This is a genomic window from Chryseobacterium sp. CT-SW4, from assembly GCF_048572715.1.
Lineage (GTDB): Bacteria > Bacteroidota > Bacteroidia > Flavobacteriales > Weeksellaceae > Chryseobacterium.
The window spans coordinates 2280129-2303239 of sequence record NZ_CP183840.1; the positions used below are offsets into that span (position 1 = coordinate 2280129).

19 protein-coding genes are annotated in these 23111 nt (G+C 37.6%); 14 read left to right on the forward strand and 5 right to left on the reverse strand.

Annotated features, from left to right (window positions below):
- Positions 1 to 819: 819 nt before the first annotated feature.
- The 3 genes from ABJ974_RS10270 to ABJ974_RS10280 are packed head-to-tail and all read left to right on the forward strand — an operon-like array spanning position 820 to position 3688.
- Positions 820 to 2163, forward strand: coding sequence for a cytochrome ubiquinol oxidase subunit I (locus ABJ974_RS10270; protein WP_419868157.1), 1344 nt, complete (start codon positions 820 to 822; stop codon positions 2161 to 2163).
- Positions 2160 to 3164, forward strand: coding sequence for a cytochrome d ubiquinol oxidase subunit II (locus ABJ974_RS10275; protein WP_419868158.1), 1005 nt, complete (start codon positions 2160 to 2162; stop codon positions 3162 to 3164). Before ABJ974_RS10270 ends, ABJ974_RS10275 begins: the two co-directional genes overlap by 4 nt.
- 11 nt (positions 3165 to 3175) lie before the next feature.
- Complete coding sequence (locus ABJ974_RS10280) at positions 3176 to 3688, forward strand: ClbS/DfsB family four-helix bundle protein (protein WP_419868159.1); 513 nt, start codon at positions 3176 to 3178, stop codon at positions 3686 to 3688.
- 42 nt (positions 3689 to 3730) lie between these two features.
- Here the strand turns inward: ABJ974_RS10280 and ABJ974_RS10285 are convergent, their stop codons facing one another.
- The 5 genes from ABJ974_RS10285 to ABJ974_RS10305 form a co-directional block, all read right to left on the reverse strand.
- Positions 3731 to 5167 carry a glutamate synthase subunit beta gene (locus ABJ974_RS10285; RefSeq protein WP_419868160.1) on the reverse strand — a complete coding sequence of 479 codons (1437 nt, stop codon included), beginning with the start codon at positions 5165 to 5167 and terminating at the stop codon, positions 3731 to 3733.
- Positions 5167 to 9699 (reverse strand): glutamate synthase large subunit, encoded by a 4533-nt coding sequence (gene gltB / locus ABJ974_RS10290; RefSeq protein WP_419868161.1) that lies wholly within the window; start codon positions 9697 to 9699, stop codon positions 5167 to 5169. Before gltB ends, ABJ974_RS10285 begins: the two co-directional genes overlap by 1 nt.
- A gap of 553 nt (positions 9700 to 10252) precedes the next feature.
- Entirely contained in the window at positions 10253 to 11950 is a 1698-nt protein-coding gene (gene lysS, locus ABJ974_RS10295; protein WP_419868162.1) for a lysine--tRNA ligase, read from the reverse strand.
- Between the two features lie 200 nt (positions 11951 to 12150).
- The gene (locus ABJ974_RS10300) at positions 12151 to 12534 is read right to left on the reverse strand and encodes a c-type cytochrome (protein ID WP_419868163.1); all 384 of its coding nucleotides are present in this window, start codon (positions 12532 to 12534) and stop codon (positions 12151 to 12153) included.
- A complete protein-coding gene (locus ABJ974_RS10305) occupies positions 12534 to 12737 on the reverse strand; it encodes a hypothetical protein (RefSeq protein WP_419868164.1) in 204 nt (67 codons plus the stop codon). The genes ABJ974_RS10300 and ABJ974_RS10305 overlap by 1 nt, the downstream gene beginning before the upstream one ends.
- A 471-nt stretch (positions 12738 to 13208) precedes the next feature.
- Here ABJ974_RS10305 and ABJ974_RS10310 point away from each other — a divergent pair, with 471 nt between their 5' ends.
- From ABJ974_RS10310 to ABJ974_RS10360, 11 genes are all read left to right on the forward strand, one after another.
- A complete protein-coding gene (locus ABJ974_RS10310; RefSeq protein ID WP_419868165.1) occupies positions 13209 to 14627 on the forward strand; it encodes an anthranilate synthase component I family protein in 1419 nt (472 codons plus the stop codon).
- 29 nt (positions 14628 to 14656) lie between these two features.
- Positions 14657 to 15226, forward strand: a complete 570-nt coding sequence (locus ABJ974_RS10315) for an anthranilate synthase component II (protein WP_419868166.1) — start codon at positions 14657 to 14659, stop codon at positions 15224 to 15226.
- Positions 15227 to 15246: 20 nt separating this feature from the next.
- Positions 15247 to 16233 carry an anthranilate phosphoribosyltransferase gene (trpD, locus tag ABJ974_RS10320; RefSeq protein WP_419868167.1) on the forward strand — a complete coding sequence of 329 codons (987 nt, stop codon included), beginning with the start codon at positions 15247 to 15249 and terminating at the stop codon, positions 16231 to 16233.
- 543 nt (positions 16234 to 16776) lie between these two features.
- Positions 16777 to 17085 carry a GIY-YIG nuclease family protein gene (locus tag ABJ974_RS10325; RefSeq protein WP_419868168.1) on the forward strand — a complete coding sequence of 103 codons (309 nt, stop codon included), beginning with the start codon at positions 16777 to 16779 and terminating at the stop codon, positions 17083 to 17085.
- Between the two features lie 503 nt (positions 17086 to 17588).
- On the forward strand, positions 17589 to 18371 hold the full coding sequence (gene trpC, locus ABJ974_RS10330) for an indole-3-glycerol phosphate synthase TrpC (RefSeq protein ID WP_419868169.1): 783 nt from the start codon (positions 17589 to 17591) through the stop codon (positions 18369 to 18371).
- A gap of 5 nt (positions 18372 to 18376) precedes the next feature.
- Entirely contained in the window at positions 18377 to 19051 is a 675-nt protein-coding gene (locus ABJ974_RS10335) for a phosphoribosylanthranilate isomerase (RefSeq protein ID WP_419868170.1), read from the forward strand.
- 10 nt (positions 19052 to 19061) lie between these two features.
- Entirely contained in the window at positions 19062 to 19574 is a 513-nt protein-coding gene (locus ABJ974_RS10340; RefSeq protein WP_419868171.1) for a hypothetical protein, read from the forward strand.
- Positions 19564 to 20742, forward strand: coding sequence for a tryptophan synthase subunit beta (gene trpB, locus ABJ974_RS10345; RefSeq protein WP_419868172.1), 1179 nt, complete (start codon positions 19564 to 19566; stop codon positions 20740 to 20742). Before ABJ974_RS10340 ends, trpB begins: the two co-directional genes overlap by 11 nt.
- A gap of 56 nt (positions 20743 to 20798) precedes the next feature.
- Positions 20799 to 21533: a tryptophan synthase subunit alpha gene (gene trpA / locus ABJ974_RS10350; protein ID WP_419868173.1), complete on the forward strand. Its 735-nt coding sequence runs from the start codon at positions 20799 to 20801 to the stop codon at positions 21531 to 21533.
- Between the two features lie 31 nt (positions 21534 to 21564).
- Positions 21565 to 22296, forward strand: coding sequence for a lipoyl(octanoyl) transferase LipB (gene lipB, locus ABJ974_RS10355; RefSeq protein WP_419868174.1), 732 nt, complete (start codon positions 21565 to 21567; stop codon positions 22294 to 22296).
- A gap of 174 nt (positions 22297 to 22470) precedes the next feature.
- Positions 22471 to 23103, forward strand: coding sequence for a nitroreductase family protein (locus ABJ974_RS10360; RefSeq protein WP_419868175.1), 633 nt, complete (start codon positions 22471 to 22473; stop codon positions 23101 to 23103).
- Positions 23104 to 23111: the final 8 nt, after the last annotated feature.

Below are 23111 nucleotides of genomic sequence, written 5' to 3' on the forward strand. Positions count from 1 at the left end.
TTAGTTTTGTGATCGTTCATTTTTAATTAATTCTATCATGATTATCTTATCAGACATTCAGGAGAGGATCAATTGATGGTGCGCTTTTACAAGCTACCATTTCATATCTTTCAAAGCAGGGACAGCCATATCCCTATACTTTCTCTGTTTTTACGAACTACTTTCTGCATCCCAGAGAAGACAGCAGATCAGTACAATCAATAGTGTTTTTCCATATCGTTGGTGTTAAAATTCAGTCGGGAATAAGGTTCAGATCATTATCAGTCAAGTTCTTTGAGCTGATGAACAGATATACCGCTTCTTCAATGTTTCTTTCATGAAACACGGTATATAAAGTCACATCAATTTAAAGTGGTAATTTTCTACAGTAAAGACAAAATCCATCCTTACCCAAAGGGTTCTAAATATCCTCAGAATCCGTTTGTGTATACTATTTTATTATATGTTTAAGTAGATCTGAAACCTGAAAGCTAACCTAATGTGGTATAAGTAACAGATATTTATTTGAGTTATTCATCATTATTATTTTTTTAAGTGGGCGCTGCAATATTACGAGTTAAATAAATCACGGACAAATGATTTAGATCATATTATTAAAATTGTCGTAATACTACGATACCAAAGGGTAAACCAGCCATCTGTCATATTAATATTTTCACAAACATCAACTTTATTAAGGAGTGAATTTCTATAAAAAAATTTAGCATAAACAAGGGATAACCATCAATAAATTCTTTAAGTATCATTTACTTAATTGATATTAATCATACTCTTTACTCAGTATTTTATTTCTATCTTTATTTACTCAAAATTGATTTTATGGACGATTTCATTGCGGCACGTGCTCAGATGGCTATATCATTGGGCTTTCATATTATTTTTGCCTGTGTAGGAATGGTCATGCCTTTTTTAATGGCATTTGCACACTGGAAATATCTTAAAACGAATAACGAAATATATAAGGGTCTTACAAAAGCCTGGAGCAAAGGTGTGGCCATCCTTTTTGCCACGGGAGCTGTCTCCGGCACTATGCTTTCTTTTGAGCTGGGTCTTCTCTGGCCGGAGTTTATGAAGCATGCCGGACCTATTTTCGGAATGCCTTTCTCCCTTGAAGGAACCGCTTTTTTCATTGAGGCCATTGCTATCGGTTTTTTCCTCTACGGATGGGACAGGTTTAATAAATGGTTCCATTGGTTCTGTGGATTTCTGGTAGGGTTAAGCGGACTAGCTTCCGGTATTCTTGTCGTGGCAGCGAATGCGTGGATGAATTCTCCTTCGGGATTTGATTATATCAACGGGCAGTACGTCAATATTGATCCTATAAAAGCGATGTTTAATGATGCCTGGTTTCCTCAGGCTCTTCATATGACTGTTGCCGCCTTCTGTGCCACAGGCTTTGCCGTAGCTGGAGTTCATGCTTTTTTAATTATGAGAAAGAAAAATGTGGAATTTCATACGAAAGCATTCAGGATTGCTGCCGGATTTGCTCTTATCGGGGCTTTCGGAGCTCCTTTAAGCGGTGATATTGCCGCCAAATCCGTAGCAGAAAGACAACCTATTAAACTTGCTGCCATGGAAGCCCATTTTGAAACTGAAAAAGGAGCAGCCTTTGTGCTCGGTGGAATTCCGGACGAGCAGAAAGAAGAAATAAAGTATGCGATTAAAATTCCTAAAGTTTTAAGCTTTTTAGTAAGCAATGATTTTAATTCCGAAGTAAAAGGACTTAAAGATTTCCCAAAAGATGAATGGCCGCCGGTTGCCGTTACCCACTATGCTTTTCAAATCATGATCTTTTTCGGAGTGGTTATGATCTGTATAGGAGCAGTTTATCTGTATGCATTATTCTTTAAAAAAGACTGGCTTCAAAAAAACTGGCTGCTTAAAACATTTCTTATCGCCACCCCTTTCGGATATATTTCACTGGAAGCCGGATGGACAGTTACTGAAGTAGGTAGACAACCATGGATCATTTACGGGATTATGAGAACCATAGACGCGGTAACTCCGATGCCCGGGATTCAGTACTCCTTTTATTTTTTCACTGCCATCTTCGTATCATTATCAATGATTATTATCTTTTTGCTGAAGAGACAGATCAAAATGGTTCCCAAACTTTACGATCCTACGGATATTGAGTTTAATGATAAAAACAAAAGATCATGATTTATATTGTTATAGGTTTTCTCTGGCTGTCTATCTGCCTGTATATAATTCTGGGTGGTGCTGATTTCGGTGCCGGAATCGTAGAGCTTTTCACTCATAAGAAAGCTCGCCATAAAACAAAAGAGATCATGTATGAATCCATAGCTCCCGTGTGGGAAGCCAATCATATGTGGCTCATCATTGCCATTGTTATCCTTTTTGTAGGGTTCCCGGGGATTTATACCACATTATCTACCTATCTTCATATTCCGCTGGTTCTGATGCTGCTTGGCATTATTGCCAGGGGAACCGCCTTTACCTTTAGGCATTATGATGCTGTGAAAGATGACTGGCAGATCTTATATACTCATATTTTTTATTATGCCAGCCTTTTAACTCCTTTCTTTTTAGGTTTAATTGCTGCGGCTACAGTTTCCGGCTCTATCAATCCTGATGCAAAAGGCTTTTTAGATCTCTATATTTTCAGCTGGCTCAACTGGTTTGGAGTTGCCGTAGGACTATTTACCATAAGTCTTTGTGCTTATCTGGCTTCTATATTTTCTTTAAGAGAAACCAAAACAAAGGAAGAGCTTTCCCTGATGATAAAGAAATCAAAACAAACGATGATTTTTGTAGTCATTGCCGGTATACTGGTGTTTGCAACGGCATATCTTTCCGATATTCCTCTTATAACGTGGATATTTTCCAAACCATTGGGAATCATTGCTATTATTTTCGCAACAATTGCATTAGGCCTTCTTTTTTATTGCATGAAGCAAAGAAAATTAACCCCTGTACGGGTATTAGCGGGCTTTCAGATTGTTATGATACTGGTAGCTGCCACTTATCAGCATAATCCCAATATCATACTACTGGGAAACGGAAGCCATCTTTCTCTCTTTGCAGAAGCGGCCGCTCCTAAAACTATCGCTGCATTAGGCTGGGCATTGGTATTAGGATCATTATTTATTCTTCCGTTTTTATTTTATCTGATGTTTTCATTCAGCAGACTGAGAAAATAAAGAACCGGATTATGCAGTATAAAGACAAGACAGAGCTTATTGAAGAGATCAAAAAGAGATATACCCTTTATGACAAGGAATTTGATGGTATTAATGAAAATCAGAAAGACTTAGTAAAAGCGGGTATCGACAAGACTCCTTCCCAAAATATTTCCTATCAGATCGGATGGACCGGCTTGTTACTGAAATGGGAATCTGACGAGCAGAAAGGTATTGATGTTAAGACTCCGGCACCTGATTACAAATGGAATAATCTCGGAGGACTTTATCAGTCTTTTTATGAGAAATTCGGTACCCAAAGCTTAGACCAGCAACGTGTAATGCTGAAAAACCAGGTTGAAGAAATATTAAAATGGATTGAGAAGCTTGACCATGACGCCCTTTTCTTACCCCAACAGAGAAAATGGGCTACCACGCCGGCTCAATGGCCGTTATGGAAATGGATTCATATCAATACAACTGCTCCGTTTAAAAGCTTCAGAAGCCAACTCAGAAAATGGAAAAAAGAAACCGACACAGAATAATTCCTGTGCCGATCAGATATTAAAATCAGAAGTATTTCAAAGTCAAAGTTGAGCTTTCAGAAATTCATCAACTTTTTCGGCACACTGCCTGCCTTCCGCAATAGCCCAGACTACAAGGCTCTGTCCTTTCCTGGCATCTCCACAGGAAAATACCTTGTCCTGATTGGTCTTATATTCCTGATTATTCCCGATTAAATTTCCTTTCGGATCCAGATGAATATCCAAAGCTTCTACCAATCCCGTATGTTCTACATGCGTATATCCTAAAGCAATAAAAACCAGATCACATTCCAGTACAAACTCCGAACCTGGTTTTTCGGTATATAAATTCCATTTTCCTTCGTCAGAATCCTTGGTCCATTCTGCTTCTACAAGCCGAACCCCTGTTAAATTTCCCTGGTCATCCTTTACAAATTCCTTTGAATTGACAGACCACATCCTGTCACAGCCCTCTTCGTGAGACGAGGTAACCTGTAATAAAGCAGGATAGGTAGGCCAAGGCATTGTTTCATCCCGTTCCGCCGGTTGCATAGGTTTATAATAGATCTGATAGACCACTTCCGCACCCTGGCGGTTTGAGGTTCCGATGCAGTCCGAACCGGTATCGCCTCCGCCTATTACAACGACTTTTTTCCCTTTAGCATTAATTTCTTCTTCTTCAAACGGGATCCCACTTACTTTCTTATTGCTTTGCTTCAGAAAATCCATGGCGAAATAAATCCCCTGGGCATCGCGGTTGGGAATAACCAAATCTTTGGGTACGGTACTTCCCGTTGCCAAAACAATAGCTTCAAAATTACGATTCAGCTGCTCTACGGAATAATCAACCCCAACATTCACATTCGTCCTAAATTCCACTCCTTCTTCTTTCATCCACCGTACACGGCGCTCTACAATATTTTTATCAAGCTTAAAATCAGGGATTCCAAAGCGTAATAAACCTCCTATTTCAGGATCCCTTTCAAAAACCGTTACGGAATGTCCCTGCTGATTCAACTGATAAGCTGCTGCCAAACCTGCCGGTCCCGAGCCTACCACAGCTACTTTTTTTCCGGTTCTGAATTGCGGGATTTTAGGTTTTGCAAATCCCTGCTCAAAAGCTATTTCAATAATATTCTTTTCAATTTCTTCAATCGTAACAGCTTTGCTGTTAATCCCTAAAACACAAGAGCTTTCACAGGGGGCAGGACAGATCCTGCCTGTAAATTCAGGAAAATTATTGGTAGATATTAAAATATGATACGCCTTTTCCCATTGTCTCTGATAGACCGCATCATTAAACTCCGGAATAACATTTCCAAGAGGGCAGCCACTCTGGCAAAAAGGAATTCCGCAATCCATACATCTTGCGGCCTGCTGATTAAGGCTCTCATCCGAAAGCTTCTGAATAAACTCTTCATAATTACGTATTCTCTCCTCTACCTTCAGCTTGGAAGGAAGCTCTCTTTTGTATAGTAAAAATCCATCTGTCTTTCCCATTATTTCATCACATTTATATGATTCTCTATTGCTTTCTTATATTCCCGTGGATATATTTTTGTAAAATATTTAAGATTACTGTCCATATCACGGAGAAGATATTCTGCAAGCTTACTTTCAGTACTTTCAAAATGTTCCCGGATAAGCGCGGAAATTATTGCTTTATCATTTTCCGTAATTTCTTCCAGGTCGGCCATATCAGGATTGAAATTATGCTCCAATGTTTTTTGAACATCCCAGACATAGGCTATACCGCCACTCATCCCGGCCCCGAAATTCCGACCTACTCCTCCTAAAATAAGCACTACTCCTCCTGTCATATATTCGCATCCATGATCCCCGATTCCTTCCACCACAACTGTAGCACCGGAATTACGAACTGCAAACCGCTCCCCCGCCATTCCACTAATGAAAACTTTTCCTGAAGTAGCGCCGTACAAAGCAACATTTCCTACAATACTGTTTTCATCTGCTTTAATAACTGCTTCTTTATCCGGAAAAACAGCCAGCTTGGCCCCTGAAAGTCCTTTACCTAAATAATCATTGGCATCTCCTTCCAAGAGCATGGTAATCCCTTTATTACAAAAGGCTCCGAAACTTTGTCCTGCAGTTCCTTTAAAACTAAACCTCAAAGAGTCTTCCTCCATTCCTTCCGATTTATATATTTTCGTTATTTCATGGGAAAGTATGGTTCCAACGGCACGATCCGTATTTTTTATGTCAAACTGAGCCTCCACTTTGGTTCCGTTCCGGAGGGCATTTCCTGCTGCTTCCAGCATTTTCCAGGAAATAGAGTGATCAAGTCCCTGATCCTGTGGTTCAGATTTAATAACCGGAAGTTCTGTTTCCACTTTTTGAAGAAGCCGGCTAAGGTCTATATGCTGATGTTTCCAGAAATTAATATTAGATTTTCTTTCAAGACACTGAGACTGCCCCACCATTTCATCGATGGTCCTGAATCCTAAATTAGCCATGATCTCCCGAACTTCCATAGCGAGAAATCTAAAGTAATTCACAAGATGTTCCGCTTTTCCTTTAAACTTTTTACGAAGCTCTTCATTTTGGGTAGCCACTCCTACGGGGCAGGTATTCAAGTGACATTTTCTCATTAAAATGCATCCTTCGACAATAAGAGCCGAAGTGGCAATCCCCCATTCTTCCGCACCCAGCAGAGTAGCAATAGCAAGATCCCGTCCGGTTTTCACCTGACCATCCACCTGCAGCGTTACTCTTTGTCTCAGCTTATTTTTTATGAGCGTCTGATGGGTTTCCGCCAATCCAAGCTCCCATGGTAATCCCGTATGACGTACCGAGCTTAAAGGAGAGGCTCCGGTACCACCATCATAGCCAGAAATCAGAATATGATCTGCTTTGGCTTTTGCTACTCCGGAAGCAATGGTTCCTACTCCTGCCTTTGATACCAGCTTTACAGAAATTCTTGCATGGCGGTTGGCATTTTTTAAATCAAAAATAAGCTGGGCCAGATCTTCAATAGAATAAATATCATGATGCGGAGGTGGCGAAATCAGTCCTACACCAGGCGTGGAATGTCTCGTTTTACCAATCCATGAATCCACCTTATCTCCCGGAAGCTGTCCTCCTTCTCCGGGTTTGGCCCCTTGTGCCATTTTGATCTGAATTTCATCTGCCTCAGCCAAATACCGCGCTGTTACTCCAAATCTTCCGGATGCAATCTGCTTAATGGCAGACCGTAAATTATCCCCGTTTTCATTCAATATATATCTGTCTTCATCCTCACCTCCTTCTCCTGTATTGCTTTTGGCTCCGATCCTGTTCATCGCAATAGCCAACGTCGTATGCGCTTCCCAGGAAATGGATCCGAAGGACATAGCTCCGGTGGCAAACCTTTTCATGATATTTTCAATGGGTTCCACTTCTTCCAGAGGAATGGACTCTCTATCATTTTTAAATTCCAGTAAACCTCTTAATAAGGATGCTTTTCCCATCTGCTGATTCACCACCCTGGAATATTTTTTAAAAGTATTGTAATCATTGTTCCATGCCGCCTGCTGTAAAAGGTGTACGGATTGCGGATTAAACTGATGGTATTCACTGTTATTCCTCCACTGATATACACCACCTGTATCTAAAATGTCCCTGACCATACTTTCTTCAAATGCTTCTTTATGCTTAGATAAAGCTTCTTTTGCAATTTCATCAAAACCTATTCCTTCAATTCGGGAAACCGCTCCGGTAAAACAGGTATTAACCACCAGCTTATTAAGCCCTATAATTTCAAAAATCTGTGCTCCATGATAAGACTGTAAAGTAGAAATTCCCATTTTTGAAAAGATCTTTAAAAGACCCTCTCCAATCGCTTTTTTATAGTTATTTTTAAGCTGTTCCAAATCTTCCTTCTCACCAAAATCTCCATCATTAAACATCTGACGGATACTTGCCAGAGCCAGATAGGGATTTATGGCAGTCGCACCAAAGCCCAATAAAGCAGCAAAGTGATGAACTTCCCAGACATCCCCCGCTTCCATTACCAATCCGATTTTTCTACGGACACCTTTTCTTATCAAATGATGATGAACCGCAGAACAGGCTAATAGTGAAGGAATTGCCGCATGTTGGGAATCCAGGGAACGGTCGGATAAGATAATTACTTCGAAGCCGTCATCTACTGCATCTACAGCATACCTGCAAATCCTGTCGATCGCTTTTTTTAAACTTCCTTCTTTTCCATTAGCATTAAAGTAAGTATATATAGTTTTGGACTGGAATTTTCCGGTATCCACACTTCTCAGTTTTTCTAGCTGTTGGTTATTGAGAATAGGATTTTCCAACTTGATGGAATGAGCAAAGTTTTTATCTTCTTCCAAAAGGTTTCCGTTTCCCCCAATAATAGTCGTTAAAGACATCACCAGTTTTTCCCGGATCGGATCTATAGGAGGATTGGTAACCTGTGCAAATAACTGCTTAAAATAGGAACTTAAATGCTGCGGCTTCTCGCTCAGTACGGCCAAAGGAGTGTCAAACCCCATCGATCCGATAGGTTCTTTGCCTTTTAATGCCATCTCTTTTACCACAACATTAAGATCTTCCCTTGAATACCCGAAAGCTTTCTGATATTTAAAAATATCTTCTGCCTGAAGCATATTAAAACGTATTTTGGGATTGGGCAGCTCACTGATCTCAATTCTCATGTTATCCAGCCATTCCCTGTATGGCTGTGAAGTACAGATTTCTTTTTTAAGCTCATCATCTTTTATGATGGTTCCTTTTTTTAAATCTACGAGAAACATCTTACCAGGCTGAAGGCGACCTCTTTTAATCACTTTCTTTGGATCTACGGGTAAAGCTCCGGATTCCGAAGCCATAATAACCAGATCATCAGAGGTAACGCAATATCTTGAAGGACGGAGCCCGTTTCTGTCCAGGGTGGCTCCAATAATTTCTCCATCCGTAAAGGAAATGGAAGCCGGCCCATCCCAGGGTTCCATAAGGCAGGCATGAAATTCATAAAAATCTTTTTTATACTGTTCCATCTGTTCATATCCATCCCAAGCCTCTGGAATAAGCATCATCATAGTATGCGGAAGGGAACGTCCGGAATGGTAAAGTAATTCCACCATATTATCAAGGTAGGAGGAATCGGATTGTCCGGGTTTTGTTAACGGAAGAATCATGTCCATTTCCTGAGGGGTAAAAAACTGACTCTTAAATATTTTTTCTGAAGATTTCAGCCAATTCAGATTTCCACCGATCGTATTGATTTCCCCGTTATGCGCCAAAAACCGGAAAGGCTGTGCCAGGCTCCATGTAGGGGAAGTATTGGTAGCAAAACGGGAATGCACCATTCCAAATGCAGACCTGATCTTAGGATTGGTAAGATCTTTAAAATAATTCCTGATCTGAACACTTCTCAGCTGCCCTTTGTAAATAAGCTTTTTACAGGAAAAGGAAGCCGCATAGAATCCGATAGGATCATTATTGGTAACGCTGGTCACCTGGTGGGAAATATAATTCTTGAAAACAAACAGCTTTCTTTCAAAATCTTTTTCATTTTCAATATCAAAAGGACGTTCTATGAAGAGCATTTCCATCACAGGCTCAACGCTTTTAGCAAGATCACCCAATTCAATATTGCTCACCGGAACCGGACGGTATCCTAAGATTTTAAGGTTAAGTTTTTCTGCTGACTGGGCAATCACTTCCCTGCATTCTTCCCGGATAAAATTATTCTGTGGGAAAAACAGCATACCGAGTCCATAATGTCCCGGCTCAGGCAAGTCTATTCCATAGTTTAAAGCTTCATCATAAAGAAGCTCATGAGGTATCTGAATCTGAATACCGGCACCATCACCTGTATTGCTTTCATATCCGGTGGCACCACGATGCTCCATATTTTCGAGCATGGTGATGGCATCACTTATTATTTTATAGCTTTTGACGCCTTTTATATTAGCCACAAAACCTACTCCACAGGAATCAAATTCAAATTCAGGCTGATAAAGCCCATAGTTCTCCGAAAAATTATCAGGATTATTTATTGGTATTTTGCTCATCTCCCTATTCATTAGCTTATCAAATGTAACGAAAAGAACAACTTTAAAGATTATAAATTACATTTATTTCATTGAAAAACCAATAATAAGAAATATTAAATAAAAAATATTAAAATTAAATATTAATAATTTAAACAATAAACTATTAAGTTAATTAATTAATAATTTAAAATAAATAAGTAATAAAAATAAACATCTGTTTTTCAGCGAATTGCATTTAATCAATTTGAGATATACAACATTAATTCCGGATTATTACTATTCGAACTATTAATGACTAGCTTCCTTTATTAAGGATTTACATTATTGATAATCATAAAATTAAAAAAACAGTTTAGATTCATCAATTTTCTTAAAAACAATATCCATTTAGATAAATTACCTTAAAAACACAACAACAACAATAAATATATTCATCTTTATTCTAATTCAGAAATTAATTTTCTAGTTTTTATTCATAACCACAAAATACTATTAATATATCAAAAACAACTGTATAAAAAAACCTCCCGGAGTAAATATTCCGGGAGGTTTAATTTTATATTTTATAATCTTATACTAATTTCATCAAAAGATTTTCATCAATCTTTTCTACCTGTATCAGATTATTTTTGGTTAAGTTTTTAGTCGCTTTATCCCATTTTTTTCCGGATAACTGGCTTCTTTCTTTTACTTCTGACAAGGCAAAAGGATCTTCCTGCGAACCAAGGATCTCAAGGATCACTTTTTCATCTTCTCCTAATTCAATTTGAGGTACCTGCTTTTCTGGTCTCATTTGCGGGAAGAACAATACTTCCTGAATGGATTCATTATTGGTTAAGAACATGGTTAATCGGTCCATTCCTATTCCGAGTCCGGAAGTTGGAGGCATACCGTATTCCAGTGCCCTTAAGAAATCCTGATCAATGAACATGGCTTCATCATCTCCTTTTTCCGATAACTTCAGCTGGTCTTCAAAACGTTCTCTCTGATCGATAGGATCATTTAACTCCGAATAAGCATTCGCAATTTCCTTACCGCAAACCATTAATTCAAAACGTTCTGTAAGTCCTTCTTTACTTCTGTGCTTTTTGGTAAGGGGGGACATCTCAACAGGATAATCCGTAATGAATGTCGGCTGAATGAAGTTCCCTTCGCATTTTTCACCAAAGATCTCATCAATTAATTTTCCTTTACCCATCGTATCATCTACTTCAATACCGATAGATTTGGCAAAGTCGTATAATTCCTGTTCAGATTTACCTGTGATATCAAAGCCTGTGAATTTTTTGATGGCATCGGTCATAGAAATTCTTTCAAAAGGAGCTTTGAAATCAACTTCCTGATCTCCGAACTTCGCTTTGGTAGTTCCGTTTACCTGAATCGCACAGTGTTCAATCAATCTTTCTGTGAAGTTCATCATCCAGTTGTAGTCTTTATAGGCCACATAGATTTCCATCACTGTAAATTCAGGGTTGTGGGTTCTGTCCATCCCTTCATTTCTGAAGTTTTTAGAAAATTCATAAACTCCGTCAAATCCTCCTACGATCAGTCTTTTCAGATATAATTCGTTAGCAATTCTTAAATATAACGGGATATCCAATGCATTGTGATGGGTAATGAACGGTCTTGCCGCAGCTCCTCCCGGAATAGATTGTAAAACAGGAGTTTCCACCTCAAAATATCCGGCATCATTGAAGAAATTCCTCATCGCATTGAAGAGTTTCGTTCTTTTGATAAAGACTTCTTTTACATGTGGATTTACGGTCAGATCTACATAACGCTGTCTGTATCTCAGCTCAGGATCTGTAAATCCGTCATGCACCACTCCGTTTTCATCGGTTCTGGGCTGGGGAAGCGGACGTAATGATTTGGTTAAAAGCGTAAAGTTTTTAACCATTACTGTCATCTCTCCCACCTGGGTTTTGAATAATTCTCCTTCGATACCGATAATATCTCCTATATCCAAAAGGTGCTTATAAACTTCATTATATAAAGTTTTATCTTCACCTGTACAGATTTCATCCCTGTTAAAATATACCTGTATTTTACCTTTAGAATCCTGCAATTCCGCAAAAGAAGCTTTTCCCTGGATTCTTCGAGACATCAGCCTACCTGCAATCTTTACCTTTTTATTTTCAGAAAAATTCTGTTTTATAGATTCTGTAGTATCTGTGATTTCGTATTCATCCGCCGGGAATGCATTAATTCCCATTTCGGTAAGCTTCGTAAGCTTTTCTCTTCTAATTATTTCCTGTTCTGATAATTGCATTTCTTATTTTTCTAAAAGCGTACAAATTTAGTGAATATTTATAAAATTTTCCGTTAAAAATATGCCTTATTATTATCATTAAATATTAGCAATAAAAAAACTCAGACATTAGCATAAAAATATTGATAATCTATTATTGAGTTTATAAAATAAAAAAGTCTCACCAAATGGTAAGACTTTCTATTTTTATCCGGAGGAACTTATTGCGTTTTTTTCAACGTCAGAATATATTCCACCATTTTTTTTGCATCTTCTCTGGATACCTGAGGGTGAGGCTGCATAGGTACGCTTCCCCATACTCCACTTCCTCCATCTATAATTTTGGAAGCCAGCAATTCTATATCTTTTTCAGAATACTTATCGGCGATTTCCTGATAGGAAGGTCCTATCATTTTTTCATTGGTAGTATGACAAGCCATACAATCCAATGTTTCAATAATCTGATCTCCTGTAAGGTTGGCAGAAGCGGCAGGTGTGGAAGATTCCGTTACCGACGAAGCCCCCGTATCTGTAGCCGCAGTTTCTTTTTTTGAACAGGAAATGATTAAAAGCCCTAAACATCCCGTTAAAAATAACTTTTTCATTATTTCTGAGCTGTAGAATCAGTTGGAGTTGCTGTAACAGCCGGAGCAGTATCAGCTGTTTTTGTAGCTGCAGAGTCCACCACCGTAGGAGCATCCGGTTCTTCCAGCATCGTATTGCTGTCTTGTAATGAATGATCTGGTTTTTTAGAACAGTTAACCACGAATAAACTTCCGATAAATGCTAATGCTAATACTTTTCTCATTTTTTCTTAAAATTTGAAGCAAAAATATAAAAAATAAATTTTCAAAGCCGGGTAATCCTCCATCTATTTTTATCTCAACCCTATTTTGCTATTTCAGAACAGATAACAGAAGAAAAAATAAATCATCTTTTGATTAAAAAAATTCACTTTTTCTTTTAACGGAATTAACAAAACAATTACCTTCCGTAGATAAATCAAATAAAAATCATAATATTCAAAAATCGATTTAAAATATCAATCGGAGAAATTTTTATTTTTTTGTCTTGGTGTATTAAAAAATTTATTTACATTTGTCCCATGTTTAATTCAAACAATAATAGAAATTGGTGGTGGCATTCAAACTCTTCGTCGGGTCTGAAGCTATTATCTTATTGCTAATTTACAGCTGAAATAATAATATCAAAATATACAAAAGACTTTGACGAAACCCGTTGAAGTCTTTTTTTATGTCAAAAAAATAAAAACAAAATAATGTTCACTAAAAAAATTATCATAAAAACCTCATCGAAAAAAACACTGGGTGATCTTCAAACCCCGATGAATATCTATTTGCAGATCAGGGACAAATTCAGGGATACCATCCTACTGGAAAGTTCAGATTCTAAAAATATTGATAATAACTTCTCTTTTATAGCAATCAATGCCGTAGCCGGAATTGAAATTAAAACCCTGAATGAATTTGAAGTAAAATTTCCTAATGAAGAGCCTGTTAAACAAGCTATCGGAGATTATAAAATCCCTAATCTTCTCCAGCAGTTCTCCAAAGTATTTGTAACCAATAAGCCCCATGACTCGGTAGAAGAAGTAGCCCAGAGCCTGTTTGGATATACCAGCTTTGAAGCGGTTCAGTTTTTTGAAAATATAAAGTTCAAACCGCAGAGTAAAGAAGTGGAAATCCCTATTCTCCGCTACCGGCTTTATCAATATGTTATCGCCATAAACCATTATAATGACGAAATGCATATTATTGAGAATCAGATTGACGGATTAAAGTCCGAACTGCATACTCTTGAAAATTTAATTCAAAATAAAAGTTCCGTAGTTTATCCTTTTGAAACCAAGGATGAAGAAAGTTCCAATATTACAGATGAGGATTATATAGAATTGGTAAAAACCGCCCAGAAACACTGTATGAGAGGTGACGTTTTTCAGCTCGTTCTCAGCAGAAGATTCGAGCAGAAATTCCAGGGTGATGAATTTAATGTATACAGGGCCTTAAGAAATATCAACCCCTCCCCCTATCTTTTCTTTTTTGATTACGGAAATTACAAACTGTTCGGCTCAAGTCCAGAAAGCCAGCTTATTATAAAGGATAACAAAGCCATTATCCATCCTATTGCGGGAACGTTTAAAAGAACCGGACATCTGGAAACCGACCTGCAGTCTATCGAAGAATTAAAAAATGATCCTAAAGAAAATGCAGAACATACCATGCTGGTAGATCTTGCCCGGAATGATCTGGGAAAACTGGGTAAAAATGTAAGTGTTACCAAGCTTAAGGAAATTCAGCTTTTCTCACACGTTATCCATATGGTAAGCGAGGTGACAGCAGAATTACCGGCTGAAACCAATCCCTTCGAAATGGTATCTGCCACTTTCCCCCAAGGTACTTTAAGCGGAGCTCCCAAATACAGAGCTTTGGAACTCATCAATCAATATGAAAAAGATTCCAGGGGATATTATGGAGGATGTATCGGAATTGTAGGCTTAAACGGAGACTGCAACCAGGCCATTATGATCAGAACATTCCTAAGCAAAAACAATACGCTTTATTATCAGGCCGGTGCAGGACTCGTAGCGAAATCCAACCCGGAAAGCGAACTCCAGGAAGTAAATAATAAACTGAACGCCCTTAAGAAAGCCGTTCAAAAGGCAACCACGATCAGATAATTTCTGTTCCTTAATTTATACCATATATTATGAAAACACTTGTTTTTGACAATTACGATAGCTTCACCTACAATCTTGTTCAGATCATCGAAAAAATACTGAATGAAAAAGTAGATGTATTCCGGAATAATGAAATTACATTGGAAGAAATTGAAAAATATGATAAAATCGTTCTTTCTCCCGGCCCGGGGATTCCGGAAGAAGCGGGAATACTTTTAGAGGTCATTAAAAAATATGCTCCTACAAAAAGTATTTTAGGTGTCTGCCTTGGACAGCAGGCTATTGCTGAAGCTTTTGGAGGTAGTTTAATCAACTTATCCGAAATTTTTCATGGGGTTGCCACTTCGGCTGACCTTGTAAAAGAGAACACCAAGCTTTTCAAAAATTTACCGTGTACATTAGAAGTCGGAAGATACCACAGCTGGGCGGTAAACCCAAAAGACTTCCCCGCTGAACTGGAAATAACGGCAGTGGACAAAGACGGAATGATCATGGCATTGCAACATACAACTTATGATGTTCATGGTGTACAGTTTCATCCTGAAAGTATTCTAACTCCGGATGGCGAAGCTATTATAAGAAACTTTTTACTTAATTAATCCGACCAAAAATTTCACAAATGAAAGAAATTCTGCAATATCTATTTAATCAAAATACTTTATCCAAATCTGAGGCTAAAGCTATTATGATCGAAATAGCTCAAAATAAATTCAATACTACGGAAGTTGCTTCTTTTATAAGCATTTTCCTGATGCGTAATATAACCCTTGATGAACTGGAAGGCTTCCGGGAAGCACTCCTTCAAATGGCTATTCCCGTAAATCTCCATACTCATGAAACGGTTGACATCGTAGGAACCGGCGGTGACGGGAAAAATACCATTAATATTTCCACACTGGCATGTTTTGTGGTAGCGGGAGCCGGACAAAAAGTGACCAAACACGGAAATTACGGAGCTTCAACAATTACGGGTTCTTCCAATGTAATGGAAGAATTAGGCTATCAGTTTTCTGAAAATTCCGATCTGCTTAATGAAAACTTGGAAAAAGCAAATATCTGTTTTCTTCATGCTCCTTATTTTCATCCGGCCCTCAAATCTGTGGGAGCACTGCGAAAAGCTTTAGGATTAAGAACTTTCTTTAATTTATTAGGTCCTCTGGTAAATCCTGCTAAACCCCAATTTTCAGTTATCGGAGTATACAATCTCGAAATAGCCAGAATTTATCAATATCTGTTACAAAAAGATCAACGGGATTTTATTTTAGTTCATGGACTGGATGGGTACGACGAAATCAGCTTAACCCAGGACAGTAAAGTGATTTCTAAAAGTGGGGAAAACATTTATTCTGCTGAAGATTTAGGATTTAAAGCGGTTACTCCGGAAAGTATTAAAGGTGGCGCCAGTCCGAAAGAATCTGCAAAGATATTCATGGATATTTTAGAAGGAAAAGGAACTGAGCAGCAAAATTCAGTGGTATTGGCTAATGCTGCTGTTACCCTTTACCATACGGGGAAATATGGAAGTTATGAGGAGTCTTTATTGTTGGCAAAAGATAGCCTGGAAAGTGGGAAGGCACTGAGAAGTCTGGAATTGATTAGGAAATAAAAGATTATTTTGATCATTCGCGGATGTCATTCAGAGTGGAGCGATGAATCTTTAGGTGTTAAAGAGAAAGATTTCTCACTACACTGCGTTCCATTCGAAATGACAAAAACAAAAACTGTCGAAGATGGAAAGTTTAGTGAATAGATATAGAAGAGCAAATTGGAAATCAATTGTCATTCAGAACGCAGCGTAGCGAAGTGATGAATCTTTAAGTATTTTAAGAGAGAAAGATTTCTCACTACACTGCGTTCCATTCGAAATGACAAAAACAAAAGCTACCCGAGAATGCAAAGTTTAGTGAATAGATATAGAAGATCAAATTGGAAATCGAATGTCATTCAGAGTGGAGCAAAGCGGAGCGATGAATCTTTAAGTGTTGAAGAGAAAGATTTCTCACTACACTGCGTTCCATTCGAAATGACAGAAACAAAAGCTGTCGAGGATGGAAAGTTTAGTGAATAGATATAGAAGATCAAATTGGAAATCAATTGTCATTCAGAACGCAACGTAGCTTAGTAATGAATCTTTTTAAACTTATGATAAATGAAAACAATAGGCACTCATAATTATTATGTTTACATATTGACCAATAAAAATAAAACAGTTCTCTATACCGGTGTAACTAATGATTTAAAATCAAGATTATATTGGCATAAAAATCCGGAAGCAGGAAGTAATCATTTTACTTTTAAATATAATTGTTTTTATCTAGTGTATTATGAACATTTTCAAGATATTGAACTATCTATTGCAAGAGAAAAACAAATTAAAGGATATTCAAGGATGAAAAAAGAAAACTTAATTAATAATTTCAATCCTAATTGGGAATTTTTAAATGACTCAATAGAATAAAGGGTTTAAAAGGAGATTAACAGCAGAACCGGAGAAGTGATAAGAGTATAATCTGAATAGAGGATTTCTCACTGCACTGCGTTCTGTTCGAAATGACAAAAACAAAGTCTGTCCGAAGATGGAAGTTTAATGAATAGAAGATCAAATTGGAAATCGAATGTCATTCAGAGTGGAGCGAAGCGGAACGATGAATCTTTAGGTGTTAAAGAGAAAGATTTCTCACTACACTGCGTTTCGTTCGAAATGACAAAACAAAAGCTGTCGAGGATGGAAAGTTTAATGAATAGATAAAGAAATTCGAATTAGAAGTTAGAATGTCATTCAGAGTGGAGCGAAGCGGAACGATGAATCTTTAGGTGTTGAAGAAGAAGATTTCTCACTACACTGCGTTTCGTTCGAAATGACAAAAACAAAGTCTGTCCGAAGATGGAAAGTTGAAAATGAGCAACATCGGCATAAACAATAAAAAAATAACAATCTTTTAAATATATATAAGCACAATTATGACCATACTGGATAAAATCATTGAAAGAAAAAAAGAAGAAGTAGCTTTCTCTAAAACTCAGATTACTTCTAAAGAGTTGCAGGAATCCAGATTTTTCAACAGGGCAACTTTATCTTTAAAAGAATCTATAAAAGATAAGAGTGGAATTATTGCAGAGTTTAAAAGACAATCTCCTTCCAAAGGGATTATTAACGATAAAGCAGCTCCCTTAGAAGTAGCTTCTGCTTATCAGGATTTCGGGGCCAGTGGAATTTCCATCCTTACCGATCAAGATTTTTTCGGAGGTTCCTTTGAAGATATTCTTAAGGTGAGGGAGCAGATTAATATTCCTATTCTGAGAAAAGATTTCATGGTAGATGAATACCAGTTTTATGAAGCTAAAAACATAGGTGCGGATGCTGTTTTATTAATAGCGGCATGTCTTTCTCCCGCTCAGGTTTCTGAATTTACCGATTTAGCGCATCAGCTTGGTCTGGAAGTTTTATTGGAAATTCATACGGAAGAAGAACTGCAACATTATCGGGCAGGAATAGATTTAGTAGGAATCAATAACAGGAATTTAAAAGATTTTAAAGTGGACTTACAGCATTCCGTACAGCTGAAGAACCAACTTCCAAAAGATACCCTATCCATTGCAGAAAGCGGAATCTACAGCATTGAAGATTTTCATTATTTAAAAGAAAAAGGATTTGATGGATTTTTAATGGGCGAATACTTCATGAAAAACAGTAATCCCGGAAAAGCATTTGAAGATTTTATTTCCACTATGATTAAGCAGTAATAACAATGAATACCCAACAGAACGCGGATATGAAAAAAATCAATCTTAAGGTATGTGGCTTAACCCGGATTTCCCAAGTTCAGGAGCTTGTCCGTATGAATACTGATTATTTAGGATTTATATTGTATGAAAAGTCACCAAGATATGTTCTCAACCATCTAAGTTTAGAAGAGATCGCTGCTGTTAACCATAACGGTAAAGTCGGGGTTTTTGTCAATGAAGACATCGAAAAAGTCATTGATTTTTCTGAAAAAGCAAATCTCAATTATATCCAGCTTCATGGGGATGAAAGCGAAACTTATATTTCAGAATTAAGACAAAAACTAAATCCTGAAATTAAAATTATTAAAGTGATTAGAATCGGGCAACAAACTACGGTTCATCAAAAAAAAGATCTTCTTACTTTAATTAATCCTATCAAAGATAAGGTCGATTATCTTCTTTTTGATACGGACAGTAAAGCCTATGGAGGAACAGGTAAACATTTTGACTGGTCTTTACTCAATGAGATGGAGATACCTCTTCCCTATTTTTTAAGCGGTGGTATTTCTGAAGATAATATAAAAAATATGGAGACAATTACACAACTTCCTTTTGCCCTGGACATTAATTCAAAGTTTGAAACAGAACCGGGAATTAAGGATGTAAAAAAAATAGAATTATTTAAATCTCAACTATAAAAACTAATTGATGAATATTAAATCATTGAAAAATTCATTTTATAATACTTTGTATCCACCTCAGTTCTCCAACAAAAATGTTGAACGTTTACACAGTTTTATAACTAAAAACAACGGCAATAAAGATAATGGGAAGAATAATAATGTATGGGAATTTATTCATATCCTGAAAGCTTTTTCAGATAAGGATATTCAATACTTTTTTGACCATATCAACGGGTGGGACAGCTATTACCTGGTTAGCATTGCAGATAAAGTATTGGATACTCAGGTGAAAGCCAATATTAATTATGATCTGGGAGCAGCTTATTGCAAAGTATTTTGTTCCTATGAAAAATTTGATTCTTATTATTTAATTGATAATTTAGAATATGCGGTTACCTTATACCACTCCAAGCCGGATCTGGTAACTTTAATTAATTTAACAAATAAAATACAGCTGCTATTTCAGAATGACTTAATTAAAAGTCAGCAGTATAGAAACAGTATGACCTTAATAAAAAAATTACAAAATGAACTATAAAAACCCTGACGAAAATGGATATTACGGGGAATTCGGAGGAGCTTTTATCCCTGAAATGCTTTATCCCAACGTCGAAGAATTGCAGGAAAATTATCTTAAGATCATAGAGTCCGAAGATTTTCAGAATGAGTATCAGAATCTGTTGAAAAATTATGTGGGACGTGCAACCCCTCTTTATTTTTCTAAAAACCTAAGTGAAAAATACAATACTCAGGTTTATTTAAAAAGAGAAGATCTCAACCATACGGGAGCCCATAAAATCAATAATGCCCTGGGGCAAGTTCTTTTAGCCAAACGTCTTGGAAAAACCAGGATCATTGCCGAAACAGGTGCCGGCCAGCATGGAGTGGCAACCGCTACCGCCTGTGCATTGCTGGGTCTTGAGTGCATCGTATATATGGGAGAAGTGGATATCCAGAGACAGGCTCCGAATGTCGCAAGAATGAAAATGCTTGGCGCTGAAGTAGTAGCGGCTACATCAGGATCAAAAACATTAAAAGATGCGGTAAATGAAGCATTGAGAGACTGGATCAACAATCCTGTAACCACTCATTATGTGATCGGAAGTGTGGTAGGTCCTCATCCTTTTCCTGATCTGGTAGCCAGATTTCAAAGTGTTATTTCCAAAGAAATAAGGGAACAGCTTTTTGAACAAACCGGAAGAAAAAATCCGGACTATGTAATCGCCTGCGTAGGGGGCGGAAGTAACGCAGCAGGAACATTTTATCATTTCGTAGATGAAAAGGAGGTTAAGATTATTGCAGCCGAAGCCGGTGGACTGGGAGTAAATTCCGGCAAGTCTGCAGCAACCACTTTTTTAGGCACTTTGGGAGTACTTCATGGAAGTAAAAGCCTTGTTATGCAGACTCAGGACGGACAGGTGATTGAGCCTCATTCCATTTCTGCCGGTCTGGATTATCCGGGAATCGGGCCTTTCCATGCTCATTTATTTAAAGAAAACCGTGCAGAATTTTTCAGCATCAATGATGATGAAGCTTTGAAAGCAGCCTTTGAGCTTACCAAGCTGGAAGGAATTATTCCGGCCCTTGAAAGTGCCCATGCCCTGGCTGTACTGGATCAAAAGAAATTCAAGGAAGATGACATTGTAGTCATCTGCCTGAGCGGTCGTGGAGATAAGGATATGGAAACCTATCTTAAAAATCTGTAACGGGTAATGATTAAATCATGAATACTTTTTACACCCATACATTAATACAATAAAAAATGAAAAAACTCAATATATACTTTACCGCTGGAGTTCCCGAACCGGAAAGCACACCTGAAATCATGAAACTGATCCAGGAAGCCGGAGCTGATATGATGGAAATAGGAATGCCCTACTCTGATCCTGTAGCCGATGGTCCCGTTATTCAAAAAGCCCATGAGCTGGCCCTTAACAACGGAATGACCATTGAAACATTATTTTCACAATTAAAAACTGTAAAGCAGGAAATTAACATTCCGGTTATTCTTATGGGATATATCAATCCTGTTTTAAGCTTCGGGTTTGAAAACTTTTGTAGGGAATGCTCTGAAAGCGGTGTTTCCGGGCTTATCATTCCTGATCTTCCACCCCTTGAATTTGAAAAAAATTATCAGAAAGTTTTAAAGCAATATAACCTTAACTTCACCTTTCTTGTAACTCCTGAAACTTCCACTGAGCGAATACAGTATCTGGATTCATTAAGCTCTGGTTTTTTGTATGCAGTAAGTTCCTCTTCTACTACCGGAAAGGAAAATGTGGTCTTAAAAAATGAGGAATACCTCAACAGACTCGCCAGTCTTCCTTTAAAAAATCCGGTAATGATCGGTTTTGGGATCAAGTCCAAGCAGGATTTTGAAAATGTAACGGAAAAAGCGGACGGAGGAATTATAGGAACAGCTTTTGTCAATATTCTTTTACAAAATAAAGATTGGAGAAAAAATGCTATAGATTTTATTAATTCCGTAAAAGACTAAAATTCACTAAATTTGTATATCAATAAACGGTATGAATACAATTCAAAATAAAGTAGTAGAATTTGAAGATCTTGGAATAAAAGAATATCAGCCCGCGTGGGACTATCAGGAAAAGCTGATGAAAGATATTATAGATACCAAAATCAAAAACCGGGACCTTTCTCCTGACCAGCATATTATAACTCCCAACCACCTGCTCTTCGTGGAGCATCCCCATGTATACACATTAGGAAAAAGCGGACATGAAGAAAATATGCTTGCCGGAAGCGAAAAACTGAAGGAAATTGAAGCTACTTATGTGAAAACCAACCGTGGTGGAGATATTACCTATCACGGATACGGACAGATCGTAGGCTACCCTATTTTGGATCTGGAAAACTTTTTTACGGATATCCATCTTTATATGAGAAATCTGGAAGAAGTCATCATCAGGACTATTGGAGAATACGGATTAAAAGGGGAACGCTCCAAAGGAGAAACCGGTGTGTGGCTGGATGTTGGAAAACCTTATGCCAGAAAAATATGTGCTATGGGAGTAAAAGCTTCCCGATGGGTAACTTTACATGGTTTTGCTTTGAATGTAAATACGGATATGAGATATTTTGAATATATCATCCCCTGCGGCATTCAGGATAAGCAGGTAACTTCCATGAAAAGAGAGCTGGAAAGAGAACTTTCTGCTGAGGAAATGGAAGATGTGAAAGACAAAATCAGAAAACATTTCACCGAAGTTTTTGAAGCACAGCTTAGATTTAAAGATTAAAATCAGACGTGTTTTTATTTCTAAACACCTCTGTTTAAAGCATAAGCACTTATCTAAGTGCTTTTTTTATGGCAGTCTCTTATATATTTTTCAAAATTATATTGTACACAATTTAATTTTATGTATATTTGCATTGTAATTACACATTTTTAATATCAACTAAAAACAAAGAAAATGTCATTATTAGAAGATTTAAACTGGAGACATGCTGTAAAAGCTTATGATCCGTCCAAAAAAGTTTCACAAGAAGATTTAAATAAAATTTTAGAAGCAGCCAGACTGGCTCCTACTTCATCAGGCTTACAGCCATTCCGCGTAATTGTAGTCGAAAACCAGGAATTAAAGGAAGAAATGGTAAAGGGTGCACTCAACCCGGAAGTAATGAGAGATTGCTCCCACGTTTTAGTATTTGCCGCATGGGACAGCTATTCAGCGGAGAAAATTGATAAGGTATATGACTACCATACCGATGTAAGAGATCTTCCAAGAGGGCGTTTCAGCAGCTATACCGATAAGATTAAAGAGATCTATGGTGCTCAGACTCCCGAAGAGCATTTTGCACACACTGCCCGTCAGACTTATATTGCTTTGGCACTGGCTATGGCAGAGGCTGCAGAACTTAGAATTGACAGTACGCCTGCTGAAGGATTCAGCAATGAAGTCGTAGACCAGATCCTTAATTTAAACGAATTAGGATTAAAAAGTGTAAGTCTCCTTTATCTTGGATACAGAGATGAAAAAAATGACTGGCTGTCTTCCATGAAGAAAGTACGTGTTCCTATGGAGGAGTTCATCATTAAAAAATAATCAAAACT